Origin of the sequence: Streptococcus sp. SO4, from assembly GCF_030440055.1 — a bacterium.
Classification (GTDB): domain Bacteria; phylum Bacillota; class Bacilli; order Lactobacillales; family Streptococcaceae; genus Streptococcus; species Streptococcus nidrosiense.
In genome coordinates this window covers 62,339-79,899 of the sequence record NZ_JAQFJI010000003.1, presented here as the reverse complement: position 1 = coordinate 79,899, position 17,561 = coordinate 62,339, and the positions used below count along the sequence as shown (strand labels likewise).

Below are 17,561 nucleotides of genomic sequence, written 5' to 3'. Positions count from 1 at the left end.
GGATAACTGAAGATAATGGTAGGGAAAAGAATGAAACTTCTAAGTATAAAATTAGTAAAATGCAAGATTGATTTTTTGAGTTTTCAATCGTCACCTCAACACTTTAAAAACAGTTTATTCCCTGTAAAAATGGTATAATGAAAAGACAAAGGAAAGGAAGTAGATATGGAACAAAAAGAGAAACATTTTAATTTATCTTGGTTTTTTAAATGGTTTTTAGATAATAAGGCTGTTACAGTTTTTTTGGTAGCCTTGTTACTAGGTCTGAATATTTTTATTTTAAGTAAGATTAGTTTTTTATTTATCCCTGTCGTTGATTTTTTATCAGTGGTTATGTTGCCTGTTATTTTATCAGGATTACTTTTTTATCTCTTAAATCCACTGGTGGATTTGATGGAGAAGTATAAGATAAATCGTGTCTTAGCCATTAGTATTATCTTTGTCATTATTGCCATACTCTTGATTATTGGTCTGGCAGTTGCGATTCCAAATCTTCAACGTCAAGTAGTTATTTTTGCGCAAAATGTACCAAATTATCTCGAAGATGCTGACAGAGTTATTGATGATCTTGTAACTAAGCGGTTACCAGATGACTTTAGACCTCAACTAGAACAGGTTCTGGCTCAATTCTCAACACAAGCAACTGCTTGGGCAAGTAATATTTCATCAAAAGCTGTGAACTGGGTGAGTGCTCTTATTAGTGGAACGTCACAAGTCATTGTTGCTTTGATTATCATGCCCTTTATGCTCTTTTATCTCCTTAGAGATGGAAAAGGTTTGAGAGATCATATCACTCAATTCTTACCAAATAAATTGAGAGAACCAGTAGGTAAGGTTCTAACGGATGTGAACCAACAACTTTCTAACTATGTTAGAGGACAAATTACTGTTGCTGTTATCGTAGCAATTATGTTTATCATCTTCTTTAAGATTATTGGTTTGAGATATGCAGTGACTCTTGGAATTACTGCAGGGGTTTTAAATCTTATCCCTTATCTTGGAAGTTTCCTTGCCATGCTACCAGCTCTGGTCTTGGGTTTAATTGCTGGACCAGTTATGCTCTTGAAAGTTATTATCGTTTTTATCGTAGAGCAGACGATTGAAGGTCGTTTTGTATCTCCATTGATTCTAGGTAGTCAATTAAACATCCATCCAATCACGATTCTATTTGTTTTGTTGACGTCTGGTTCTATGTTTGGTGTTTGGGGAGTCCTACTAGGAATTCCTGTTTATGCTTCAGCAAAAGTTGTTATTTCAGCGATTTTTGAATGGTATAAAAAAGTTAGTGGTCTGTATGAGTTAGAAGAGGAGGTTGAAGGTGAGCAATAGTCAAGAAATGCTTGAAGCTTTGGATCAGAAAGATTTAACAAGAGCTGATCACTATTTTCAAAAAGCCTTGGTAGAAGACTCGGATGATCTTCTTCTGGAACTGGCTTATTATCTTGAAGGCATTGGTTTTTATCCACAAGCTCGTCAAATCTATGAAAAACTAGCTCCAACATTTCCAGAAGTAAATCTCAATCTAGCTAGTATCGCAAGCGAAGATGGACAAATTGAAGAATCGTTTGCCTATCTAGAAGAAATTCAACCCAATAGCGATTCTTATGTATCTGCGCTTGTTTTAAAGGCTGATTTCTATCAAATGGAAGGATTGACGGATGTAGCTCGTGAGAAGCTATTAGAAGCTCTTAATTACTCTGATGATCCTTTATTGATTTTTGGACTAGCAGAGTTAGATAGTGAACTTGGAAATGATTTAGAAGCGATTAAGGGCTATGCTCAACTGGATAATCGTGAAATATATGAGCAGACAGGGATTTCGACCTATCAACGAATTGGAACTGCCTATGCTCGACTTGGAAAGTTTGAATCAGCCATAGAGTTTTTAGAAAAAGCTTTAGAGTTAGAGTATGAAGATCAGACTGCATTTGAATTAGCAAGTCTTTACTTTGATCAAGAGGAATATCAAAAGGCAGTTTTATATTTTAAACAGCTGGATACTATTTCTCCAGATTTTGAAGGGTATGAATATGGTTATAGTCAGGCTCTACATAAGGAACATCAGACTGAGCAAGCCTTACTGATAGCTCAACAAGGTTTGGAAAAAAATCCATTCGAAACACGTTTACTACTCCTTGCTTCACAATTATCTTACGAATTGCATCAACCTGAACAGGCAGAAGCTTATCTTCTTCAAGCCCAAGAAGATGCGGAAGACCAAGAAGAAATCCTCTTGCGACTAGCAACCATGTATCAGGAGCAAGAACGGTATGAGGATATTCTAGCCTTAGAAGAATATGAGCCAGAAAATCTCTTGACTAAGTGGATGATTGCACGGAGTTACCAAGAAACTGAAGATTTGGATGCTGCCTATGAATCTTATCAGGCATTGGTTCCAGAACTCAAGGAAAATCCTGAGTTTTTAGAGCAATACATTCATCTATTACGCGAACTTGGAAGGTTTGAAGAAGCAAAAGAACAGATTCAACACTATCTCAAGTTGGTTCCTGATGACATACAGATGCAGGAATTGTATGAACGTTTATGATAAATGAACAGTAGTCGTCTTAGCAGGCGACTATTTTGATAAAAATAAAGATTTAAAAATCTATAAATTCCATCATAAAAATGAATAAATACAGTATGAATTTTTAGCTTTTTTTTGATATAATTGTTATAGTTAAATTGAAAAAACTCACTCAAAAAGTGAAACATAGAAAGATTTGAATTATGACACAAGTAAAAATCGTAACAGACTCTTCTGTTACCATTGAACCAGAAGTGGTCAAAGAATTAAATATTACCGTCGTTCCGCTCTCTGTAATGATTGATAGTGTTCTTTATTCGGATGCTGATCTTGAAGAAGGGGAATTTCTTCGCTTGATGAAAGAGAGTAAAAATCTGCCTAAAACAAGTCAACCTCCTGTTGGACTCTTTGCTGAGATCTTTGATGAGTTGAGTAAAGACGGTAGTCAAATTTTAGCCATTCATATGTCTCATGCCTTATCAGGAACTGTCGAAGCAGCTCGGCAAGGTGCAAGTTTATCAACGGCTAATGTGACCGTATTGGATAGTTCCTTTACTGATCAAGCCCTAAAATTTCAAGTAGTTGAAGCAGCTAAGTTAGCTCAAGAAGGACAAGACATTGAGACAATTGTGGCTCATGTTGAAGAAGTAAAGAAGAACACAGAGCTTTATATTGGTGTTTCTACCTTGGAAAACCTTGTTAAAGGTGGTCGTATTGGCCGAGTGACAGGTCTTTTAAGCTCTCTATTAAATATCCGCGTAGTCATGCAGATGAAAGATGATGAATTGCAACCAATCGTTAAAGGACGTGGAGCTAAAACCTTTAAGAAATGGCTGGATGAACTAGTTGCAAAACTGTCAGAGCGTTCTGTTGCAGAAATTGGTATTTCCTATTCTGGAACTCGGGACTGGGCAGAAGAGATGAAAGAAATCTTACAACCATTCGTTGAAAAACCAATCTCTGTACTTGAAACAGGTTCTATTATTCAGACCCATACAGGTGAAAATGCTTGGGCTATTTTGGTCAGATACGAGTCCTAAAAAAATAAAGAAAATAGCAAGAAATAGCGTTTTTGACTTGACCTACAAGAGAATTTAGGATATGATTGTAATTGTTAATTAGAAAATATTTGGAGGAATTATTAACATGGCAAACAAACAAGATTTGATCGCTAAAGTAGCAGAAGCTACAGAATTGACAAAGAAAGACTCAGCAGCAGCAGTTGATGCTGTATTTGCAGCAGTAGCTGATTACCTTGCAGCTGGTGAAAAAGTTCAATTGATCGGTTTTGGTAATTTCGAAGTTCGTGAGCGTGCAGCACGTAAAGGTCGCAACCCACAAACTGGTAAAGAAATCACTATCGCAGCTTCAAAAGTTCCAGCATTCAAAGCTGGTAAAGCTCTTAAAGACGCTGTTAAATAATGAATTTAGAAAAAGCCTATTGTATCAAGCTTTCTAGCTTGGTCAATAGACTTTTTTTGTAGTTTTGGGGCAAAAAAGGGGCAGGAAAGAACAGTATTTTCTATATCAGTCATAGATTTTAAGCTCTACTCTTGGTAAGAATAGTGAGGCTGAGAAGCTTATCTCAAGTTAGGCTTGCAAAGAAAAGATTTAGGCCACCATTCATACAATTGGCAATAAATTGATAGCAAACAAGGATGGTGAGAAGAGTTTCCTTTCAACCACTGAGCCCTTTATAGAATTTCTTGACAGAGTTAGTGAAAGGGATTACAATTATCTAAAAGAAATTAGGAGGAAAGGAAGATGATTATTTCAACTACGGGAATTGAAGGCAAGAAAATCCTAGCCTACAAAGGAATCGTCTTTGGTGAAGTGATTGCTGGCGTTAATATGTTCAAAGATATGGCTGCTGGCTTCCGTAATGTTTTTGGAGGACGAGCTAGTAGTTATGAAGGAGAGTTGACTCAAGCAAGAGAAGAAGCTCTAGCAGAAATGATGGAGCGTGCAAGTGAACGTGGAGCAAATGCTATTATAGGTATAAAAATGGACTATGAAACTTTAGGTGCTGAAAATGGTATGCTGATGGTCACTTGTAGTGGTACAGCAGTTGTGATTGACTCCTAATTTGAAGAAACAAAAAAAGAACAGTCGGAACTGTTCTTTTTATGATTATTTGAGACCGTATTTTTTGTTGAAACGATCCACGCGTCCATCTGCTTGAGTGAACTTTTGACGTCCAGTGTAGAATGGGTGTGAGTCTGATGAAATTTCCACACGGATCAATGGGTAAGTTTCGCCTTCGAACTCAACAGTTTCGTTAGAGCGTTTTGTTGAACCGCTAAGGAATTGGTAACCAGTAGTTGTGTCCATGAAGACAACTGGGCGATATTCTGGATGGATATCTTTTTTCATTTTGCAATATTTCCTTTCTGCCATGGTCTCTTTGCGAGCCATAGATTGTTACCATACTAGTCTATCAGATTCTGATAAGTTTGGCAAGCTTTTTATCTATTTTTTCAGTAAGTTTTTTAATTTTTGATAGATGACTTCATTTTCCTCTAGGCTATAGGAGTTAGCACCACTTGCAAGTGGGTGACCTCCACCATCATGTTCTTTAGCAACACCATTGATTGGAACGAATTTACTGCGAAGACGTACGCGGTAGTGGCCATCTGCTTGTTCGACAAAGATTCCCCAAAGATTAACTGTATCGATACGGCCTGGAGCTCCAACAATGGCTGCTGTTTCTGCATCTGTTACTTGATATGTTTTTAGAATTTCTTGAGTCAGTATGACACGTGCGACACCATTTTCATCAACTTCTAGGTGATCATAGACATAACCTTGAAGTTTAGCAATTTTAAAGCTCATAGTGTCCATTTTACGTGTTAATTCAGCATAGTCAAAGTTATGTTCTCTTAGTTTACTAGCAATTCGAAGGGTACGTGCAGAAGTTGATGGATAAAGGAAACGGCCGGTATCGCCAATAATTCCAGCACAGAGCATTTTAGCAGCGTAGTCGGATAATTCTAGGTTAGTTGCTTCAGCAAAGAGAGCAATCATCTCACTGGCACTGCTAGAGTTGGTATCTACCCAAACAAGATCTCCATAGACTTCGTCATTTGGATGGTGATCAATTTTAATAATGGTTTCAGCATTAGTATAACGTTTATCATCGATACGAGCGGTATTTGCTGTATCACAGATGATAGCAAGCGCCCCTTGATAATCCTTGTCTTCTACCTGATCCATCTTTGTAAGCCATGTTAGGGTTGGCTCATCATAACCGACTACCTTGATAGTTTTTTCTGGGAAATGGTGTTCCAGAAGGGCTTTGAGTCCAACCTGACTTCCTAAGGCATCAGGATCCGGTTTCATATGACGGTGAATGATAATGGTATCATATGTTTTAATTTTTTCTAAAATTTGATGGCAAATTTCCATAAGTGACCTCAATTCTTTCTTATTTCATTGTAGCACAAGAGTTTTTATTTTTAAAATGAAAAAGATGTGATATAATGGAGAAAGATAAATGGAGGAGGACGATATGGCATTAGCAAAAATTGTATTTGCCAGTATGACCGGTAATACCGAAGAAATTGCAGATATTGTAGCAGATAAATTGCGTGAATTGGGCTTAGAGGTGGATGTTGATGAGTGTACAACTGTTGACGCATCTGACTTTCTTGAAGCAGATATCGCAATCGTTGCAACCTACACTTACGGTGATGGAGAGTTACCAGATGAGATGATGGACTTCTACGAAGACCTAGCAGATCTTAATTTGAGTGGCAAAATCTACGGTGTGGTAGGATCAGGCGATACTTTCTACGATGAGTTCTGTAAAGCTGTTGATGACTTTGATCGTGTATTTGTGGCAACAGGAGCTGAAAAGGGATCAGAGTGTGTCAAAGTGGACCTCTCTGCAGAAGAAGAAGATATTGAACGCTTGGAACAATTTGCAGAAGAATTGGCTGCTAAAGTAGGATAAGCATGAAGTTGCACTGATGAAAGTTGTCAGTGCAGTTTTTGTTAGTTGTCCTTAGGAATGTACTAGCCCATTTAGAAGCTTTTTGATACAATCATTCAAATAATGAAGGAGACTCTATGGATTTAGATATTATTAGACGAGAAATCGATCAAATTGATGACCAAATTGTAAAACTCTTAGAAGAAAGAATGCATCTAGTTGAGGGGGTAGTTGCTTATAAAAAAGCTTCAGGAAAAGCTATTCTAGATACTAAAAGAGAAGAAGCTATCTTTGAGAAGGTCAGAAATCGTGTCAGCAATAAAAAATACGAAGAGACAATCGTTGAGACTTTTTCTGATATTCTCAAACGTTCGCGCGATTATCAGGATAAAAACATCAAATGAAAAAAGAACAATTTTACCCATTAGGAATCTTTCTAGCTGCCATGCTAGGAGGACTTGTCCGATATCAGATTTCGAGATGGTTGCCAGCTAGCCCAGATTTTCCATGGGGAACTCTCTTTGCTAACTATCTAGGAATTTTCTGCTTAGTCTATCTTGTCAAAGGTTATTTGGTTTATAAGGGAAGCAGTAAAGGTGTCATTTTAGCGCTTGGAACTGGCTTCTGTGGGGGTTTAACGACTTTTTCAAGCCTCATGTTAGATGGCGTGAAATTGCTGGATAGAGGTTCTTACCTAAGTATAGTAGTCTATCTAGTTCTGAGCATTGGTGGTGGACTTTTATTGGCTTATTGTTTAGGGAGGAAGAAATGGTAGTATTATATCTAGCACTTGCTTGTGGATTAGGTGCTCTCGTGCGTTATTTCTTTTCACGTTATAATCAGGGTTCAGTACTGCCTCTAGGAACTCTTATAGCTAATCTACTGGGCTGTTTTTTGATCGGATTATTTTACAATCATGTGGAGTCTAAAGAAGTCTATCTTATCCTTGCCACAGGATTTTGTGGAGGTCTAACCACTTTTTCAACCTTGAATGATGAACTCCAAAAACTCTTGGCTGATAAGAAGGTCTTTTACAGTTATTTTCTCTTGACCTACTTAGGTGGTTTGCTTGTTATTTTTTTAGGAATTTTACTGTAAATTTCTTTACTTTTTTTAAGAAATTTGGTAAACTGTATCTTGTGTGTAATGGACGCACAAAAATACAGTTTATCCGCTGAGGAAGCTTCCTCAAGATTGACAAAGATAGGAGAATAAAATGAATCCATTAATCCAAAGCTTGACAGAAGGTCAACTTCGTACAGATATCCCATCATTCCGTCCTGGTGACACTGTTCGTGTACACGCGAAAGTTGTCGAAGGTAACCGTGAACGTATCCAGATTTTTGAAGGTGTTGTTATTGCACGTAAAGGTGCTGGCATCTCAGAAAACTACACAGTTCGTAAAATCTCTAACGGTGTAGGTGTTGAACGTATCTTCCCAATCCACACTCCACGTGTTGAGAAGATCGAAGTTGTTCGTTACGGTAAAGTACGTCGTGCGAAATTGTACTACTTGCGTGCTCTTCAAGGTAAAGCAGCTCGTATCAAAGAAATCCGTCGTTAATTCGACCAAAAAACTCTGCTCATTCGGCAGAGTTTTTCTCTAGCTCCCTTAGTTCAATGGATATAACAACTCCCTCCTAAGGAGTAGTTGCTGGTTCGATTCCGGCAGGGGGCATTTTTTGTTGCTTTTAAAGTTGAGAAATGTTGATTTATCAATGTTCCTCAATTTTTTTTAATACCTAAAAAGTGAAAAGTCTTTAGAAAAGAGTTTAGATTCCCCATGATTTTTTCAAGAATTTAATCAAATTTAGGTTGAAATAAAAACTCTAAATACTCATTCAATTCATCAATCACCATAAATAGTGGTTGTTTTGTATCCACAATTCCAAATAGTTCTAGATGAGCTTTGAAGATTTCAGAGTAGTTAACGTTGGGAGCAACTAGAATAATTTTTGCATGAAGATGCTGTCGTCGAATTCGATTTACCGTGGTTGACAACTTACAAGGAGCAGTAATTGTGATAAAATAAAACCAATTCCTTTTGGTGTGAAGTTGTATCATTGGGAATGTAGAATGAATGGTTACAGGTAGTTTATGTTGTCTGATATATTTTTTCAGAACCAGAAGTAACCAATAATATTGTATCCATTGAATCATATTTTTCCTCCAATCGAATTTATTGTACATGGAGTGAAAGTATTCATTTTGAAAATGTCATAAAAGGATAGAAATCTGTCGTATTCGGCATCTGTCCTAAAGGAGGAAAGCTAATGTTAAGTATTTTCGTATTAGAAGATGAGTTGTTGCAGCAATCTCGTATCGAGAATGTGATTCAAGAACTGATTGCTCAAAAATCATTACAATGTAAACCTCCGAAGATTTTTGGCAAACCTCATCAATTAGTGGAAGCAATCACTGAAAGAGGATCACATCAAATATTCTTCCTAGACATTGAAATTAAAGGGGAAGAAAAGAAAGGCCTGGATATCGCAAAAGAAATTCGAAAGAAAGATCCAAATGCGACAATCGTGTTTGTCACGACTCATTCAGAGTTTATGCCAATTACCTTCAAGTACAAGGTAGCCGCACTTGATTTTATTGATAAATCACTTTCGGAAGAAGAATTTGCAGAGCGTATTTGTTCCGCTATCGAATATACGATTGAAAAAGCTGGAACAACAGTTTCTGAAGATGCTTTTACTTTCGAGACTGCGATGGCTCATGTTCAAGTACCGTTCAACAATATTTTATACTTTGAGACTTCACCAACGATTCATAAGGTGATTTTACATACAAAAGATGAGCGATTAGAGTTCTATGCAACAATTACGGAGATAGAGAAAACAGATCCACGCTTATATCGTTGTCACCGGTCTTTTGTGGTAAATCCGGCTAATATTGTAAAAATCGATAAAGAAGAAAAGATTGCTTTTTTCGAAAATAATGATAGTTGTTTGATCTCCCGTATGAAATATAAAGGACTGCTTGAAAAAGTAAAGACACTAAATTGTTAGGATGATTTTATGGAATTATTTTTAAATGTAGCGAATGTTTATTTAAAAATACTGGCACAGATGTTGATTTTTAAACAGATTAGTGAATTTCCAATCAAATGGAAATGGTTCTTGATAATACCAGTGGCCTTTGTTGGTCTCTTTATCGTAGTGCCACCAATCGCTTATTTTGGTTCTTTTATTATGTATATTGCCTATTGCTTTTATATTAATAAAGGTCAGAATCGGATGATGAATCTGTTTTATGGATTGTATCCAGTTATTGTGGAAAGTCTATTTGGACGTATGCTAGGCTATAATGTGTTTCCGATGTTAGGAATTACAGTATTTAATGAAGCGACGATTAGCGGATATGATATTCTGATTGAATTGCTCATTTTCCCAGCATATCTACTCATTATTCATTCGTTAAAGATTGACTTTAAAGATTTAAAAGAAGGATTTAAACGTCAATATTTTAATACGATTTTACTGATTATTAATCTATCGATGATACTCTATATCATACTGGTTTCTTTGTTTGTTATTTTAAGAAATCAATTGTCAGATGCAGATATGTGGAGAGGACAGCTTAATAATCTATATATTATTTTATTTTTCATTATGCTCTTATATGTCAATGCAAGTTCGAAAGAAAAACTCGAACAAGAAATTGTAGCGCAGAAGGACCGCCAGTTAAAAGAATTATCGAATTATAGTCATCATGTGGAATCTCTTTACAGTGAAATTCGCAGTTTTAGACATGACTATCTAAATATTTTAACGAGTTTGAAACTAGGGATTGAAAATCAAGACTTGAATTCAATTCAACGTATTTATGAGGATGTTCTGAAAGAGAGTGGAAAGTCATTTTACGATAAGAAATTTGATATCGCACGACTAAGTAATATTAAGAATGATGCTGTTAAAAGTGTATTGTCTGCGAAGTTATTAGAGGCGCAAAATAAAGGAATAGATATAACCGTTGAGGTGGAAGAACCGCTAGATGATTTCCAAATAGAAATTTTAGATTTCATAACGATTTTATCCATTCTTTGTGATAATGCGATTGAAGCTAGTCAGAATGTTAAACACGCTAAACTTTCCGTTGCATTAATTAAGAGTGAGATGGCATTGATTTTGGTGGTTGAAAATACGACTGATGCTGAGAAGGTGGATGTGACCCATTTGTTTGAACGCGGTGTATCCACAAAAGGAGACGAACGTGGTCTTGGACTCTATAATGTACAACAAATCATGGAACGTTATCCAAAATGTTCAATCAGCACTAAAAGTGCAAACTACCAATTTTCTCAAACAATTACTTTTATTCAATAAAAGAATTTATCTAAACTAAATAGTGATTGCTATTTAGTTTTTTTGTGCTTTCATGATAAAAAATACCGTTTGTGACATTTCAGTGACCGTTTTTGATAATTTGATTTTCTGTGGAAGCAGATATAGTAAACTAAATTCATAAATAATACAAACGCCTGGAGGCTTATATGTTTAAAGTATCAGAAATCAAAAAATCATTTAAAAATAAAGAGGTTTTAAAAGGTGTTTCCTTCACGATAGAAGAGGGAGATAAAGTTGCCTTACTTGGAAATAACGGAGCAGGAAAAAGTACACTACTAAAGATTATAGCAGGTCAACTAGAAGCAAATGCAGGGTGCATCGAAACACCCCTTGATTTTCAAACGGAAATCGGCATGATGCCACAAGGAGATATTTTGATTGATGATTTGAAAGTGGGAGATTTAGTATTGCTCAAATGCTATATGAATCAATTAGAAAATATCGATATCGATGCATTACTGAAAATGGTGGAATTAGCGGAATTTAAGAATCAATATGTGTTGGGGCTTTCTGGCGGACAAAAGAGACGGCTCTCATTATTATTAACAATTTTAAATGAACCTCGACTAATCTTTCTTGATGAACCAACTACCGGTATGGATTTAGAGTCTGTTGATAATTTCTGGCATCTTTTAGAAGAGCAAAACTTTACGTCGGTGGTCGTCACTCACGACTTTAACCAAATTGATCATTTCTTTACAAAAGTCCTGATTTTAAAGGATGGTCGTATTGCTGCACAGAAAAGTGTAGAGGATATTCACCACAATGGCCAAACAATCGAACAGTTCTATAGAGAACAAGTGAAAATGGAGGGATAATGATTATGAAACTCATTCAATTAAAACAAGTCCTTGATAATAAAAGATTTTTATTATTTACAATTTTTATTCCAGTGGCATGGTATGTATTTCTATACAATATTCAACAAGGAATCACACCCAATATAATGCTGGGGATTGCAGTGTTTATTGGGATTATCGGGAATAGTCTCGCTACCTTTAGCAAACGGATTTCGTCAAATATCGATTTTTACTCATTCGAATCAAAGTTTTCTAAATATACCGTAAAAAATTATTTACTTGACCAAACTCTCTTACAATTGGTGCTAAACACCTTAATTTTTGTTGTGGTATTAGCGGTTGGCGTTATCTTTTTTAGCCTTCCGCTAAATAGTCAATTAGTCGTTCAATTTTTCTTGCTAAGCGTTATGGGGATTTATTTTAGTATTATTGGTTTTGTAATTGGAGTTAGACTCGATGAGAAAATTATTGATACGGTTAGCTTCCCAGTAATTATTTTAGCTTCTATGACAATTATTCCATTTGCATCTCTTGGTGCCGAAGGAGGATTCATGGAATTTATTAGTAAAGCTCAAATGATTTTCCCAGGGTACTATTACACCAATATCGTGAATGCTCTAAGTTCTTCAACGAGTATTGATGTCAAAGATGTGGCACTCTTTATTGGAGTATTTATCTTGAATATCATTCCACTATATTTCCTTGTCCCTAAAGTGAAGTTAGCAACTGTAAAATAAAATGAAAGAGCCAGCAACTAGAAATAGCTGCTGGCTCTGTTTTTGTTTTTTTGAAGCAATCTAATAAAGAAGCTTGCCCATATTTTACATTCATTTTTAAAAATAATTTAGTATTTTTTGTCTTTTTGACCAAAACATGACCAAATTTTGACCAAAAATTATATTTTGGTCAATGACTATGGAATAAAATGGATCATGAAAATGTCTTTGATTTATAGTAGTGTTAATTCTCCCATCAAATACAGTTTTTCTACTCTCAAAATTTAAGTAACTGTACAACCAATACTTGAAATTGAGTTCTAACATAGTAAAAACCGCTCAGCAGAGCGGTTTTTGTCTATTCTGTCTATTCTTTCTACAACACCCAAGTTCGAATGGCATGAGCAACGCCAGATTCGTCATTAGATTTGGTGATGTATTTGGCGATTTTTTTGAGTTCTGGGTTTCCGTTTTCCATAACAACTGGGTTACCTACGACTTCGAGCATGGCACGGTCATTTTCTTCGTCTCCGATAGCCATGGTTTCATCTTTGGTCAATCCTAGTTTCTCAGCCAAGTGAGTAATAGCTGACCCCTTGTCTACATTCTTTTTAAGGAGCTCAAGGTAGAAAGGAGCAGATTTGTTGATGGAGTAGCGCTCATAAAATTCTGCAGGAATCTTTTCAATAGCGGCATCCAGAATTTCAGGCTCATCGATAAACATACATTTGACGATTTCCTTATCAGACATTTCTTCAGGTGTACGATAGAAGATTGGCATGCTGACAAGGGTTGATTCGTGAACGGTATATTTTCCGATATTGCGATTAGCAGTATAGATGCCGTCCTTGGTAATAGCGTGCATATGGACACCGAGCTTGCGACTGAGAAATTCCATATCTAGATAATCTTCATAAGTCAAGGATTCGCTGATAATTTCATGTCCTGTAGCAGTTTCTTGAACAAGGGCACCGTTGAAGGTCACTACATAGTCACCTTCATCTCTTAATTTCAAGTCATCTAGAAGTTTGGCAACTCCTGCGATAGGACGTCCAGTTGCAATCATAACTTTGACACCAGCTTTTTTGGCATCTTGAATAGCGGCAAATACTTCAGGAGTGATTTCCTTCTTACTGTTGACAAGGGTTCCGTCGATATCGACAGCGATTAGTTTAATACTCATAAATTTCCTCTTTTAGCTTTTATTTGGTGTAAAATGATCATTTTCAATCAAGTGTAAAAATTGCTGGGTAATGCTTGCGAAGATGCTGTTTTGGTCTAACATTTCTTTCGGAAAATAAAAACGATTATCTCCGTGGCGACTGCCAGCAAGGGATTGAACGATAGGAGACAGGCTAGAGAGTTCTGCTAGTTCTCCATTTTTTTGTATAATCTCAATCTGCGTTCGTGGATTTTCAGATTCAGGACGATAGATATCATAAGGAAGGTCAAAGTTCTTATGAATAGCTGTGTAGTAGTCTGGATCAAAGCCGATATCTTCAACCAGTTTTCTCATAGATGCAAGCTGTTCTTGATCTTCTTGTGAAAAGGTAATGGATTTAAAGACCTTGCGATTGACAAAACGTTGTGACAGGTCTGCTAGTATCTTGTCAGGACTAGTCATCCAGAGCTGGAAATAGGTATTCATCACACCATCATCCAGAGCCAGATAGTCAGTCAAGGTCACATTCTTTTCGAAAAATGGCAGTAGATGCGGGGATGTCAGTGTAAAGAAGTCCTTATTATCTGGATAAAGTTCTTTAGCACGTTTCAAAAGATTCTGCAGAAGGACTTCCATAGCACGTGTAGCAGGATGGAAATAAACCTGCATATACATTTGATAGCGACTAAGAACATAGTCTTCGATGGCATGCATCCCGTTTCGTTGAAAGGCAATTCCGTTTTCGATAGGGCGAATAACTCGTAAGATACGTGTTAGGTCAAATTCCCCATAAGAAGCCCCTGTAAAATAGGAGTCACGTAAGAGATAGTCCATACGATCTGCATCGATTTGACTCGAAATCAGTTGGACCACCTGCTTATTTGGATAAGTATGGTCTATAACACTAGCTACCTTTTTGGGGAAATCTGGAGCTACCTGTAAAAGAACCTGGTGAATCTCTGTTTCGGGGCTTTGGATAATTTCCTGCGTAATCGCCTCATGATCGGTATCAAAGAGATTTTCAAAAGTATGCGAATAGGCACCATGTCCTAGGTCATGAAGGAGTGCTGCAGTCATGGTTAGGAGGGACTCCGAAGGATCCCATTCCTTAGGATACTTTTCCTCAAAAATCTCGGTGATGCGACGTGCAATCTCGTAAACACCCAGACAGTGAGAGAAACGACTATGTTCTCCACCATGAAAGGTATAACTAGATGTGCCGAGCTGCTTGATACGACGAAGCCGTTGAAATTCTTTGGTATTGATTAAGTCATAGATAATCTGATTATCAACATGGATATAATTGTGAACAGGGTCACGAAATACTTTTTCATTCATAAAACCATTATAGCAAAAAGCTACAGTTTTTGGTAAAATAGTAGGATAAGAGTGTAGAAAGAGGACTTGAAGTGAAGATTCGAATGAGAAATACCATCCAATTTGATGAACAATTGGAAGTGATCGACCAACTTTATGACGTTGAGTTACGCGAGAAAGGTGATTTTTCCTATCTCCTTTTTTACAATGAAGAGAAGGAAAAAGTGGTACTCAAGTTTAATGATACAGAGTTGGTGATGTCTCGATTTTCCAACCCTAAGACCATCATGCGTTTTCTGAAGGAAGCTGATAGTTTAGCCTATATTCCTACACCAATGGGGATACAGGAGTTTATCATTCAAACAAGCCATTATCAAGTTGAACAACAAAAGATTGAACTAGCCTATCAACTACAAAACAAAGAAGGAACTCCATTTGCAAACTATCGCTTAGAAATTACCTGGGGATAAGAAAGCCGGTGGAGGAGAAATCAGTAGATAAAGTTTCGATTTCGAAGTTCCAAATCAACTAGCAGGTCAAAGTTTTTTTGCTAATAAAAAATGAGGTTGGGATTTTTGTCCCAGCCTCTATTTGATATAGAGTTCTTGATTTTTCAAGACAATTTCACGTACACTTGCAAATTTCTTCAGCTTTTTGATGTCTTCGGGATGTGTTACAAGCGTGATTACATAGCCCTCTTTGCCCATACGTCCAGTACGGCCAGCGCGGTGAGTGTAAGTTTCCATATCTCTAGGAACGTCAAAGTTAACCACGCATTCCAAGCTATCAATGTCGATACCACGAGCTAGAAGATCTGTTGCAAGAAGCAGTGTTAGTTGCTTGTCTTTGAATTTTTCGAGAATAACTTTTCTGAACTTAACGTTGACATCGCTAGCTAGTGAAACAGCTAAAACATCGCGATACTGTAATTTCTCTTCTGCACTTCCAAGGTCTGACAAGCTGTTAAAGAAGACTAGGCCACGGAAATCCTCGACATGTGCCAGTTTACGAAGCATATCTACTCTGTGTCGTTGCTCTACTTGCATGTAGAAGTGTTGAATGTTGTCTAGCTTTTGATCTGAAAGGTCAATGGTGCGCGTGTTGGGCGCAATCTTATCTCGGTCAAACTTGGTAGTGGCACTCATATAGATGAGTTGGTGGTCACGAGGTGCGTAGTGAGTGATTTTCTCAACAAAGTGAATTTGAGAATCATCTAGCAACTGATCGAACTCGTCAAGAATGATCGTTTCCACATTCATCATCTTGATTTTTTTCAATTTGATCAATTCAAAGATACGACCAGGAGTTCCAATAAGGATTTCTGGGCCTTTTTTTAGTCGTTCGATTTGACGTTTCTGACTCGAACCAGAAAGGAATAGTTGAGCAGTCAAGCCAATTGCTTCACCCCAAGTTTTAGTTACCTCAAAAATCTGACCAGCCAGTTCAGTATTTGGTGCTAAAATCAATAGTTGCTGCGCTTTTTTCTTTTGGAGACGGAGAAGACTTGGTAGGAGATAAGCTAAAGTTTTTCCTGTACCAGTTGGACTGACTCCAAGGAGGGTTTGACCGTCTAAAATCGGATCAAAAAGCTGAGTTTGAATGGGGGTGAATTCTTGAAAGCCGAGTTGTTCGGTTAGCTCTAGCCATTCTGTAGGTAGTTTGGTTTTCATTTTTCTGCCTCAAATCTAATGCCAGCAGTCTGGCGCATAGTGTAAATTAGGTTATGGACGTGTGACGCATCCTCTAACCAAGCTTGGTAAAGTTCTGGGTTTGGCTGTTTGATCATGTTAGCAAAAGCAGCGACCTCCTCAGTCATGGTATGAGGTGCTTGCTGAATAGGTAGATGTGTTTCATTACCTTGATGATCTGTAAAAATAGCTGATCGAACATGTTCAATAGTGTTGAGCGTCAATGTTCCATCTGTTGTATATATTTCACAAGGCAGATTAGAAGTAATGTTTTTACCAGCCTTGATGTGAACTTGATATTCAAGATAAGATAAGATACCATCTCCATTTAAATCAATGGTGTTGTATAGTTGCTGAGCTTGATAGGTCGCATCAAGTGCCTTTCCAAACAAGCGAACCGCAGCATAGATCGGATAAATTCCCAAGTCCATGAGAGCCCCACCAGCAAAACGGTCTGAAAATACATTCGGAGTGTTTCCGGAAAGAAGGGCTGGCATCTTAGAAGAATACTTGGCATAGTTGAGGTCTGCACCTAAAACTTGTTTGTCTGCTAAGAAGTTTTTAATAACGGTGAAGGCTTCCTCATGATAGTTTCTTGCTGCTTCAAAGATAAAACATTGATTTTCTTGAGCTATTTCAACTAAATCCTGCCATTCTTGTGGTTGAGTCACCGCTGGTTTTTCAAGGATAACATGTTTAGCTGATGCTAGAGCAAGCTTGGCTTGAGTATAATGCAGAGAATTGGGACTTGCGATATAGACAATATCAAAATCAGACTGGAAGAAATCCTCTAAATTATCAAATAGACTAACATCTGTATAGGAACTAGCAAATTGCTGAGCAGTCGTGAGCTTTCTTGAATAAACAGCCACTAACTGGAATTCCTGACTAGTATGAGCAGCTTCTATAAAGTGGTGACTGATTGCACCAGTACCGATAATACCGAGTTTAAGCATGAAATCTCCTTTTCTACAAGTAATGACTGCTTTCATTATATCACAGATAGACTAAACTAGCCAAAGGGAGACAATTCTTTTATTTGACACTTCGAATTTTCCTCAAAAA

The 17,561-nt window shown here is 37.1% G+C and carries 22 protein-coding genes and 1 tRNA gene; 16 read left to right on the top strand and 7 right to left on the bottom strand.

What is annotated here, in order from left to right; translation table 11 throughout:
- Window positions 1–165 precede the first annotated feature (165 nt).
- From PCY08_RS02505 to PCY08_RS02485, 5 genes are all read left to right on the top strand, one after another.
- Window positions 166–1,329, top strand: coding sequence for an AI-2E family transporter (locus tag PCY08_RS02505; protein WP_301559315.1), 1,164 nt, complete (start codon window positions 166–168; stop codon window positions 1,327–1,329).
- Entirely contained in the window at window positions 1,319–2,548 is a 1,230-nt protein-coding gene (locus tag PCY08_RS02500) for a tetratricopeptide repeat protein (RefSeq protein WP_301559314.1), read from the top strand. Before PCY08_RS02505 ends, PCY08_RS02500 begins: the two co-directional genes overlap by 11 nt.
- 182 nt (window positions 2,549–2,730) lie before the next feature.
- Window positions 2,731–3,567: a DegV family protein gene (locus tag PCY08_RS02495; protein ID WP_061863182.1), complete on the top strand. Its 837-nt coding sequence runs from the start codon at window positions 2,731–2,733 to the stop codon at window positions 3,565–3,567.
- 106 nt (window positions 3,568–3,673) lie between these two features.
- Window positions 3,674–3,949, top strand: coding sequence for an HU family DNA-binding protein (locus PCY08_RS02490; protein WP_001284633.1), 276 nt, complete (start codon window positions 3,674–3,676; stop codon window positions 3,947–3,949).
- A 342-nt stretch (window positions 3,950–4,291) separates the two neighbouring features.
- A complete protein-coding gene (locus PCY08_RS02485) occupies window positions 4,292–4,612 on the top strand; it encodes a heavy metal-binding domain-containing protein (RefSeq protein ID WP_301559313.1) in 321 nt (106 codons plus the stop codon).
- A gap of 45 nt (window positions 4,613–4,657) precedes the next feature.
- Here PCY08_RS02485 and PCY08_RS02480 read toward each other — a convergent pair whose 3' ends face one another.
- Complete coding sequence (locus PCY08_RS02480; RefSeq protein WP_000710764.1) at window positions 4,658–4,900, bottom strand: type B 50S ribosomal protein L31; 243 nt, start codon at window positions 4,898–4,900, stop codon at window positions 4,658–4,660.
- Between the two features lie 96 nt (window positions 4,901–4,996).
- A complete protein-coding gene (locus tag PCY08_RS02475) occupies window positions 4,997–5,932 on the bottom strand; it encodes a bifunctional oligoribonuclease/PAP phosphatase NrnA (protein WP_301559312.1) in 936 nt (311 codons plus the stop codon).
- Between the two features lie 103 nt (window positions 5,933–6,035).
- Here PCY08_RS02475 and PCY08_RS02470 point away from each other — a divergent pair, with 103 nt between their 5' ends.
- The 6 genes from PCY08_RS02470 to PCY08_RS02445 all read left to right on the top strand — a co-directional run bounded on the left by PCY08_RS02470 (window position 6,036) and on the right by PCY08_RS02445 (window position 8,136).
- Window positions 6,036–6,479 (top strand): flavodoxin, encoded by a 444-nt coding sequence (locus PCY08_RS02470; protein WP_001162134.1) that lies wholly within the window; start codon window positions 6,036–6,038, stop codon window positions 6,477–6,479.
- Between the two features lie 116 nt (window positions 6,480–6,595).
- Window positions 6,596–6,862 carry a chorismate mutase gene (locus PCY08_RS02465; RefSeq protein ID WP_301559311.1) on the top strand — a complete coding sequence of 89 codons (267 nt, stop codon included), beginning with the start codon at window positions 6,596–6,598 and terminating at the stop codon, window positions 6,860–6,862.
- A complete protein-coding gene (crcB, locus tag PCY08_RS02460) occupies window positions 6,859–7,233 on the top strand; it encodes a fluoride efflux transporter CrcB (protein ID WP_301559310.1) in 375 nt (124 codons plus the stop codon). The genes PCY08_RS02465 and crcB (PCY08_RS02460) overlap by 4 nt, the downstream gene beginning before the upstream one ends.
- Window positions 7,227–7,556 carry a fluoride efflux transporter CrcB gene (gene crcB / locus PCY08_RS02455; RefSeq protein WP_281334922.1) on the top strand — a complete coding sequence of 110 codons (330 nt, stop codon included), beginning with the start codon at window positions 7,227–7,229 and terminating at the stop codon, window positions 7,554–7,556. The genes crcB (PCY08_RS02460) and crcB (PCY08_RS02455) overlap by 7 nt, the downstream gene beginning before the upstream one ends.
- A gap of 118 nt (window positions 7,557–7,674) precedes the next feature.
- A complete protein-coding gene (gene rplS / locus PCY08_RS02450; RefSeq protein WP_001068669.1) occupies window positions 7,675–8,022 on the top strand; it encodes a 50S ribosomal protein L19 in 348 nt (115 codons plus the stop codon).
- Between the two features lie 42 nt (window positions 8,023–8,064).
- A tRNA-Arg gene (locus PCY08_RS02445) sits at window positions 8,065–8,136 on the top strand.
- A 122-nt stretch (window positions 8,137–8,258) separates the two neighbouring features.
- Here PCY08_RS02445 and PCY08_RS02440 read toward each other — a convergent pair.
- Entirely contained in the window at window positions 8,259–8,618 is a 360-nt protein-coding gene (locus PCY08_RS02440; RefSeq protein WP_301559309.1) for a hypothetical protein, read from the bottom strand.
- A gap of 113 nt (window positions 8,619–8,731) precedes the next feature.
- Between PCY08_RS02440 and PCY08_RS02435 the strand changes: the two genes are divergently transcribed.
- The 4 genes from PCY08_RS02435 (at window position 8,732) to PCY08_RS02420 (ending at window position 12,350) form a co-directional block, all read left to right on the top strand.
- Window positions 8,732–9,475, top strand: coding sequence for a response regulator transcription factor (locus PCY08_RS02435; protein WP_301559308.1), 744 nt, complete (start codon window positions 8,732–8,734; stop codon window positions 9,473–9,475).
- 9 nt (window positions 9,476–9,484) lie between these two features.
- Window positions 9,485–10,792, top strand: a complete 1,308-nt coding sequence (locus PCY08_RS02430; protein WP_301559307.1) for a sensor histidine kinase — start codon at window positions 9,485–9,487, stop codon at window positions 10,790–10,792.
- A gap of 167 nt (window positions 10,793–10,959) precedes the next feature.
- Window positions 10,960–11,631, top strand: coding sequence for an ABC transporter ATP-binding protein (locus tag PCY08_RS02425; RefSeq protein ID WP_301559306.1), 672 nt, complete (start codon window positions 10,960–10,962; stop codon window positions 11,629–11,631).
- A gap of 5 nt (window positions 11,632–11,636) precedes the next feature.
- Window positions 11,637–12,350: an ABC transporter gene (locus PCY08_RS02420; RefSeq protein WP_301559305.1), complete on the top strand. Its 714-nt coding sequence runs from the start codon at window positions 11,637–11,639 to the stop codon at window positions 12,348–12,350.
- 355 nt (window positions 12,351–12,705) lie between these two features.
- Here the strand turns inward: PCY08_RS02420 and yidA are convergent, their stop codons facing one another.
- Together yidA and PCY08_RS02410 are read right to left on the bottom strand one after the other, a co-directional pair.
- The gene (gene yidA, locus PCY08_RS02415) at window positions 12,706–13,512 is read right to left on the bottom strand and encodes a sugar-phosphatase (RefSeq protein ID WP_301559304.1); all 807 of its coding nucleotides are present in this window, start codon (window positions 13,510–13,512) and stop codon (window positions 12,706–12,708) included.
- 12 nt (window positions 13,513–13,524) lie between these two features.
- On the bottom strand, window positions 13,525–14,829 hold the full coding sequence (locus tag PCY08_RS02410) for an HD domain-containing protein (protein ID WP_001003468.1): 1,305 nt from the start codon (window positions 14,827–14,829) through the stop codon (window positions 13,525–13,527).
- A gap of 71 nt (window positions 14,830–14,900) precedes the next feature.
- On the opposite strand from PCY08_RS02410, the gene PCY08_RS02405 reads away from it, so the two are divergent.
- A complete protein-coding gene (locus PCY08_RS02405) occupies window positions 14,901–15,278 on the top strand; it encodes a DUF1934 domain-containing protein (RefSeq protein ID WP_301559303.1) in 378 nt (125 codons plus the stop codon).
- 117 nt (window positions 15,279–15,395) lie between these two features.
- On the opposite strand, the gene PCY08_RS02400 is transcribed toward PCY08_RS02405, so the two are convergent.
- The gene (locus tag PCY08_RS02400; RefSeq protein ID WP_301559302.1) at window positions 15,396–16,478 is read right to left on the bottom strand and encodes a DEAD/DEAH box helicase; all 1,083 of its coding nucleotides are present in this window, start codon (window positions 16,476–16,478) and stop codon (window positions 15,396–15,398) included.
- Window positions 16,475–17,452, bottom strand: a complete 978-nt coding sequence (locus PCY08_RS02395) for a Gfo/Idh/MocA family protein (protein ID WP_301559301.1) — start codon at window positions 17,450–17,452, stop codon at window positions 16,475–16,477. The genes PCY08_RS02400 and PCY08_RS02395 overlap by 4 nt, the downstream gene beginning before the upstream one ends.
- Between the last annotated feature and the right edge of the window lie 109 nt (window positions 17,453–17,561).

What these genes read in the sequence shown, in the direction of transcription:
- PCY08_RS02410 (WP_001003468.1), bottom strand. Translation starts at nt 14,829, where the DNA reads ATGAATGAAAAAGTATTTCGTGACCCTGTTCACAATTATATCCATGTT.
- PCY08_RS02435 (WP_301559308.1), top strand. Translation starts at nt 8,732, where the DNA reads ATGTTAAGTATTTTCGTATTAGAAGATGAGTTGTTGCAGCAATCTCGT.
- PCY08_RS02430 (WP_301559307.1), top strand. Translation starts at nt 9,485, where the DNA reads ATGGAATTATTTTTAAATGTAGCGAATGTTTATTTAAAAATACTGGCA.
- PCY08_RS02420 (WP_301559305.1), top strand. Translation starts at nt 11,637, where the DNA reads ATGAAACTCATTCAATTAAAACAAGTCCTTGATAATAAAAGATTTTTA.
- PCY08_RS02495 (WP_061863182.1), top strand. Translation starts at nt 2,731, where the DNA reads ATGACACAAGTAAAAATCGTAACAGACTCTTCTGTTACCATTGAACCA.
- PCY08_RS02425 (WP_301559306.1), top strand. Translation starts at nt 10,960, where the DNA reads ATGTTTAAAGTATCAGAAATCAAAAAATCATTTAAAAATAAAGAGGTT.
- crcB (WP_281334922.1), top strand. Translation starts at nt 7,227, where the DNA reads ATGGTAGTATTATATCTAGCACTTGCTTGTGGATTAGGTGCTCTCGTG.
- PCY08_RS02475 (WP_301559312.1), bottom strand. Translation starts at nt 5,932, where the DNA reads ATGGAAATTTGCCATCAAATTTTAGAAAAAATTAAAACATATGATACC.
- PCY08_RS02485 (WP_301559313.1), top strand. Translation starts at nt 4,292, where the DNA reads ATGATTATTTCAACTACGGGAATTGAAGGCAAGAAAATCCTAGCCTAC.
- PCY08_RS02400 (WP_301559302.1), bottom strand. Translation starts at nt 16,478, where the DNA reads ATGAAAACCAAACTACCTACAGAATGGCTAGAGCTAACCGAACAACTC.
- crcB (WP_301559310.1), top strand. Translation starts at nt 6,859, where the DNA reads ATGAAAAAAGAACAATTTTACCCATTAGGAATCTTTCTAGCTGCCATG.
- PCY08_RS02480 (WP_000710764.1), bottom strand. Translation starts at nt 4,900, where the DNA reads ATGAAAAAAGATATCCATCCAGAATATCGCCCAGTTGTCTTCATGGAC.
- PCY08_RS02465 (WP_301559311.1), top strand. Translation starts at nt 6,596, where the DNA reads ATGGATTTAGATATTATTAGACGAGAAATCGATCAAATTGATGACCAA.
- PCY08_RS02490 (WP_001284633.1), top strand. Translation starts at nt 3,674, where the DNA reads ATGGCAAACAAACAAGATTTGATCGCTAAAGTAGCAGAAGCTACAGAA.
- PCY08_RS02470 (WP_001162134.1), top strand. Translation starts at nt 6,036, where the DNA reads ATGGCATTAGCAAAAATTGTATTTGCCAGTATGACCGGTAATACCGAA.
- PCY08_RS02440 (WP_301559309.1), bottom strand. Translation starts at nt 8,618, where the DNA reads ATGATTCAATGGATACAATATTATTGGTTACTTCTGGTTCTGAAAAAA.
- rplS (WP_001068669.1), top strand. Translation starts at nt 7,675, where the DNA reads ATGAATCCATTAATCCAAAGCTTGACAGAAGGTCAACTTCGTACAGAT.
- PCY08_RS02395 (WP_301559301.1), bottom strand. Translation starts at nt 17,452, where the DNA reads ATGCTTAAACTCGGTATTATCGGTACTGGTGCAATCAGTCACCACTTT.
- PCY08_RS02505 (WP_301559315.1), top strand. Translation starts at nt 166, where the DNA reads ATGGAACAAAAAGAGAAACATTTTAATTTATCTTGGTTTTTTAAATGG.
- yidA (WP_301559304.1), bottom strand. Translation starts at nt 13,512, where the DNA reads ATGAGTATTAAACTAATCGCTGTCGATATCGACGGAACCCTTGTCAAC.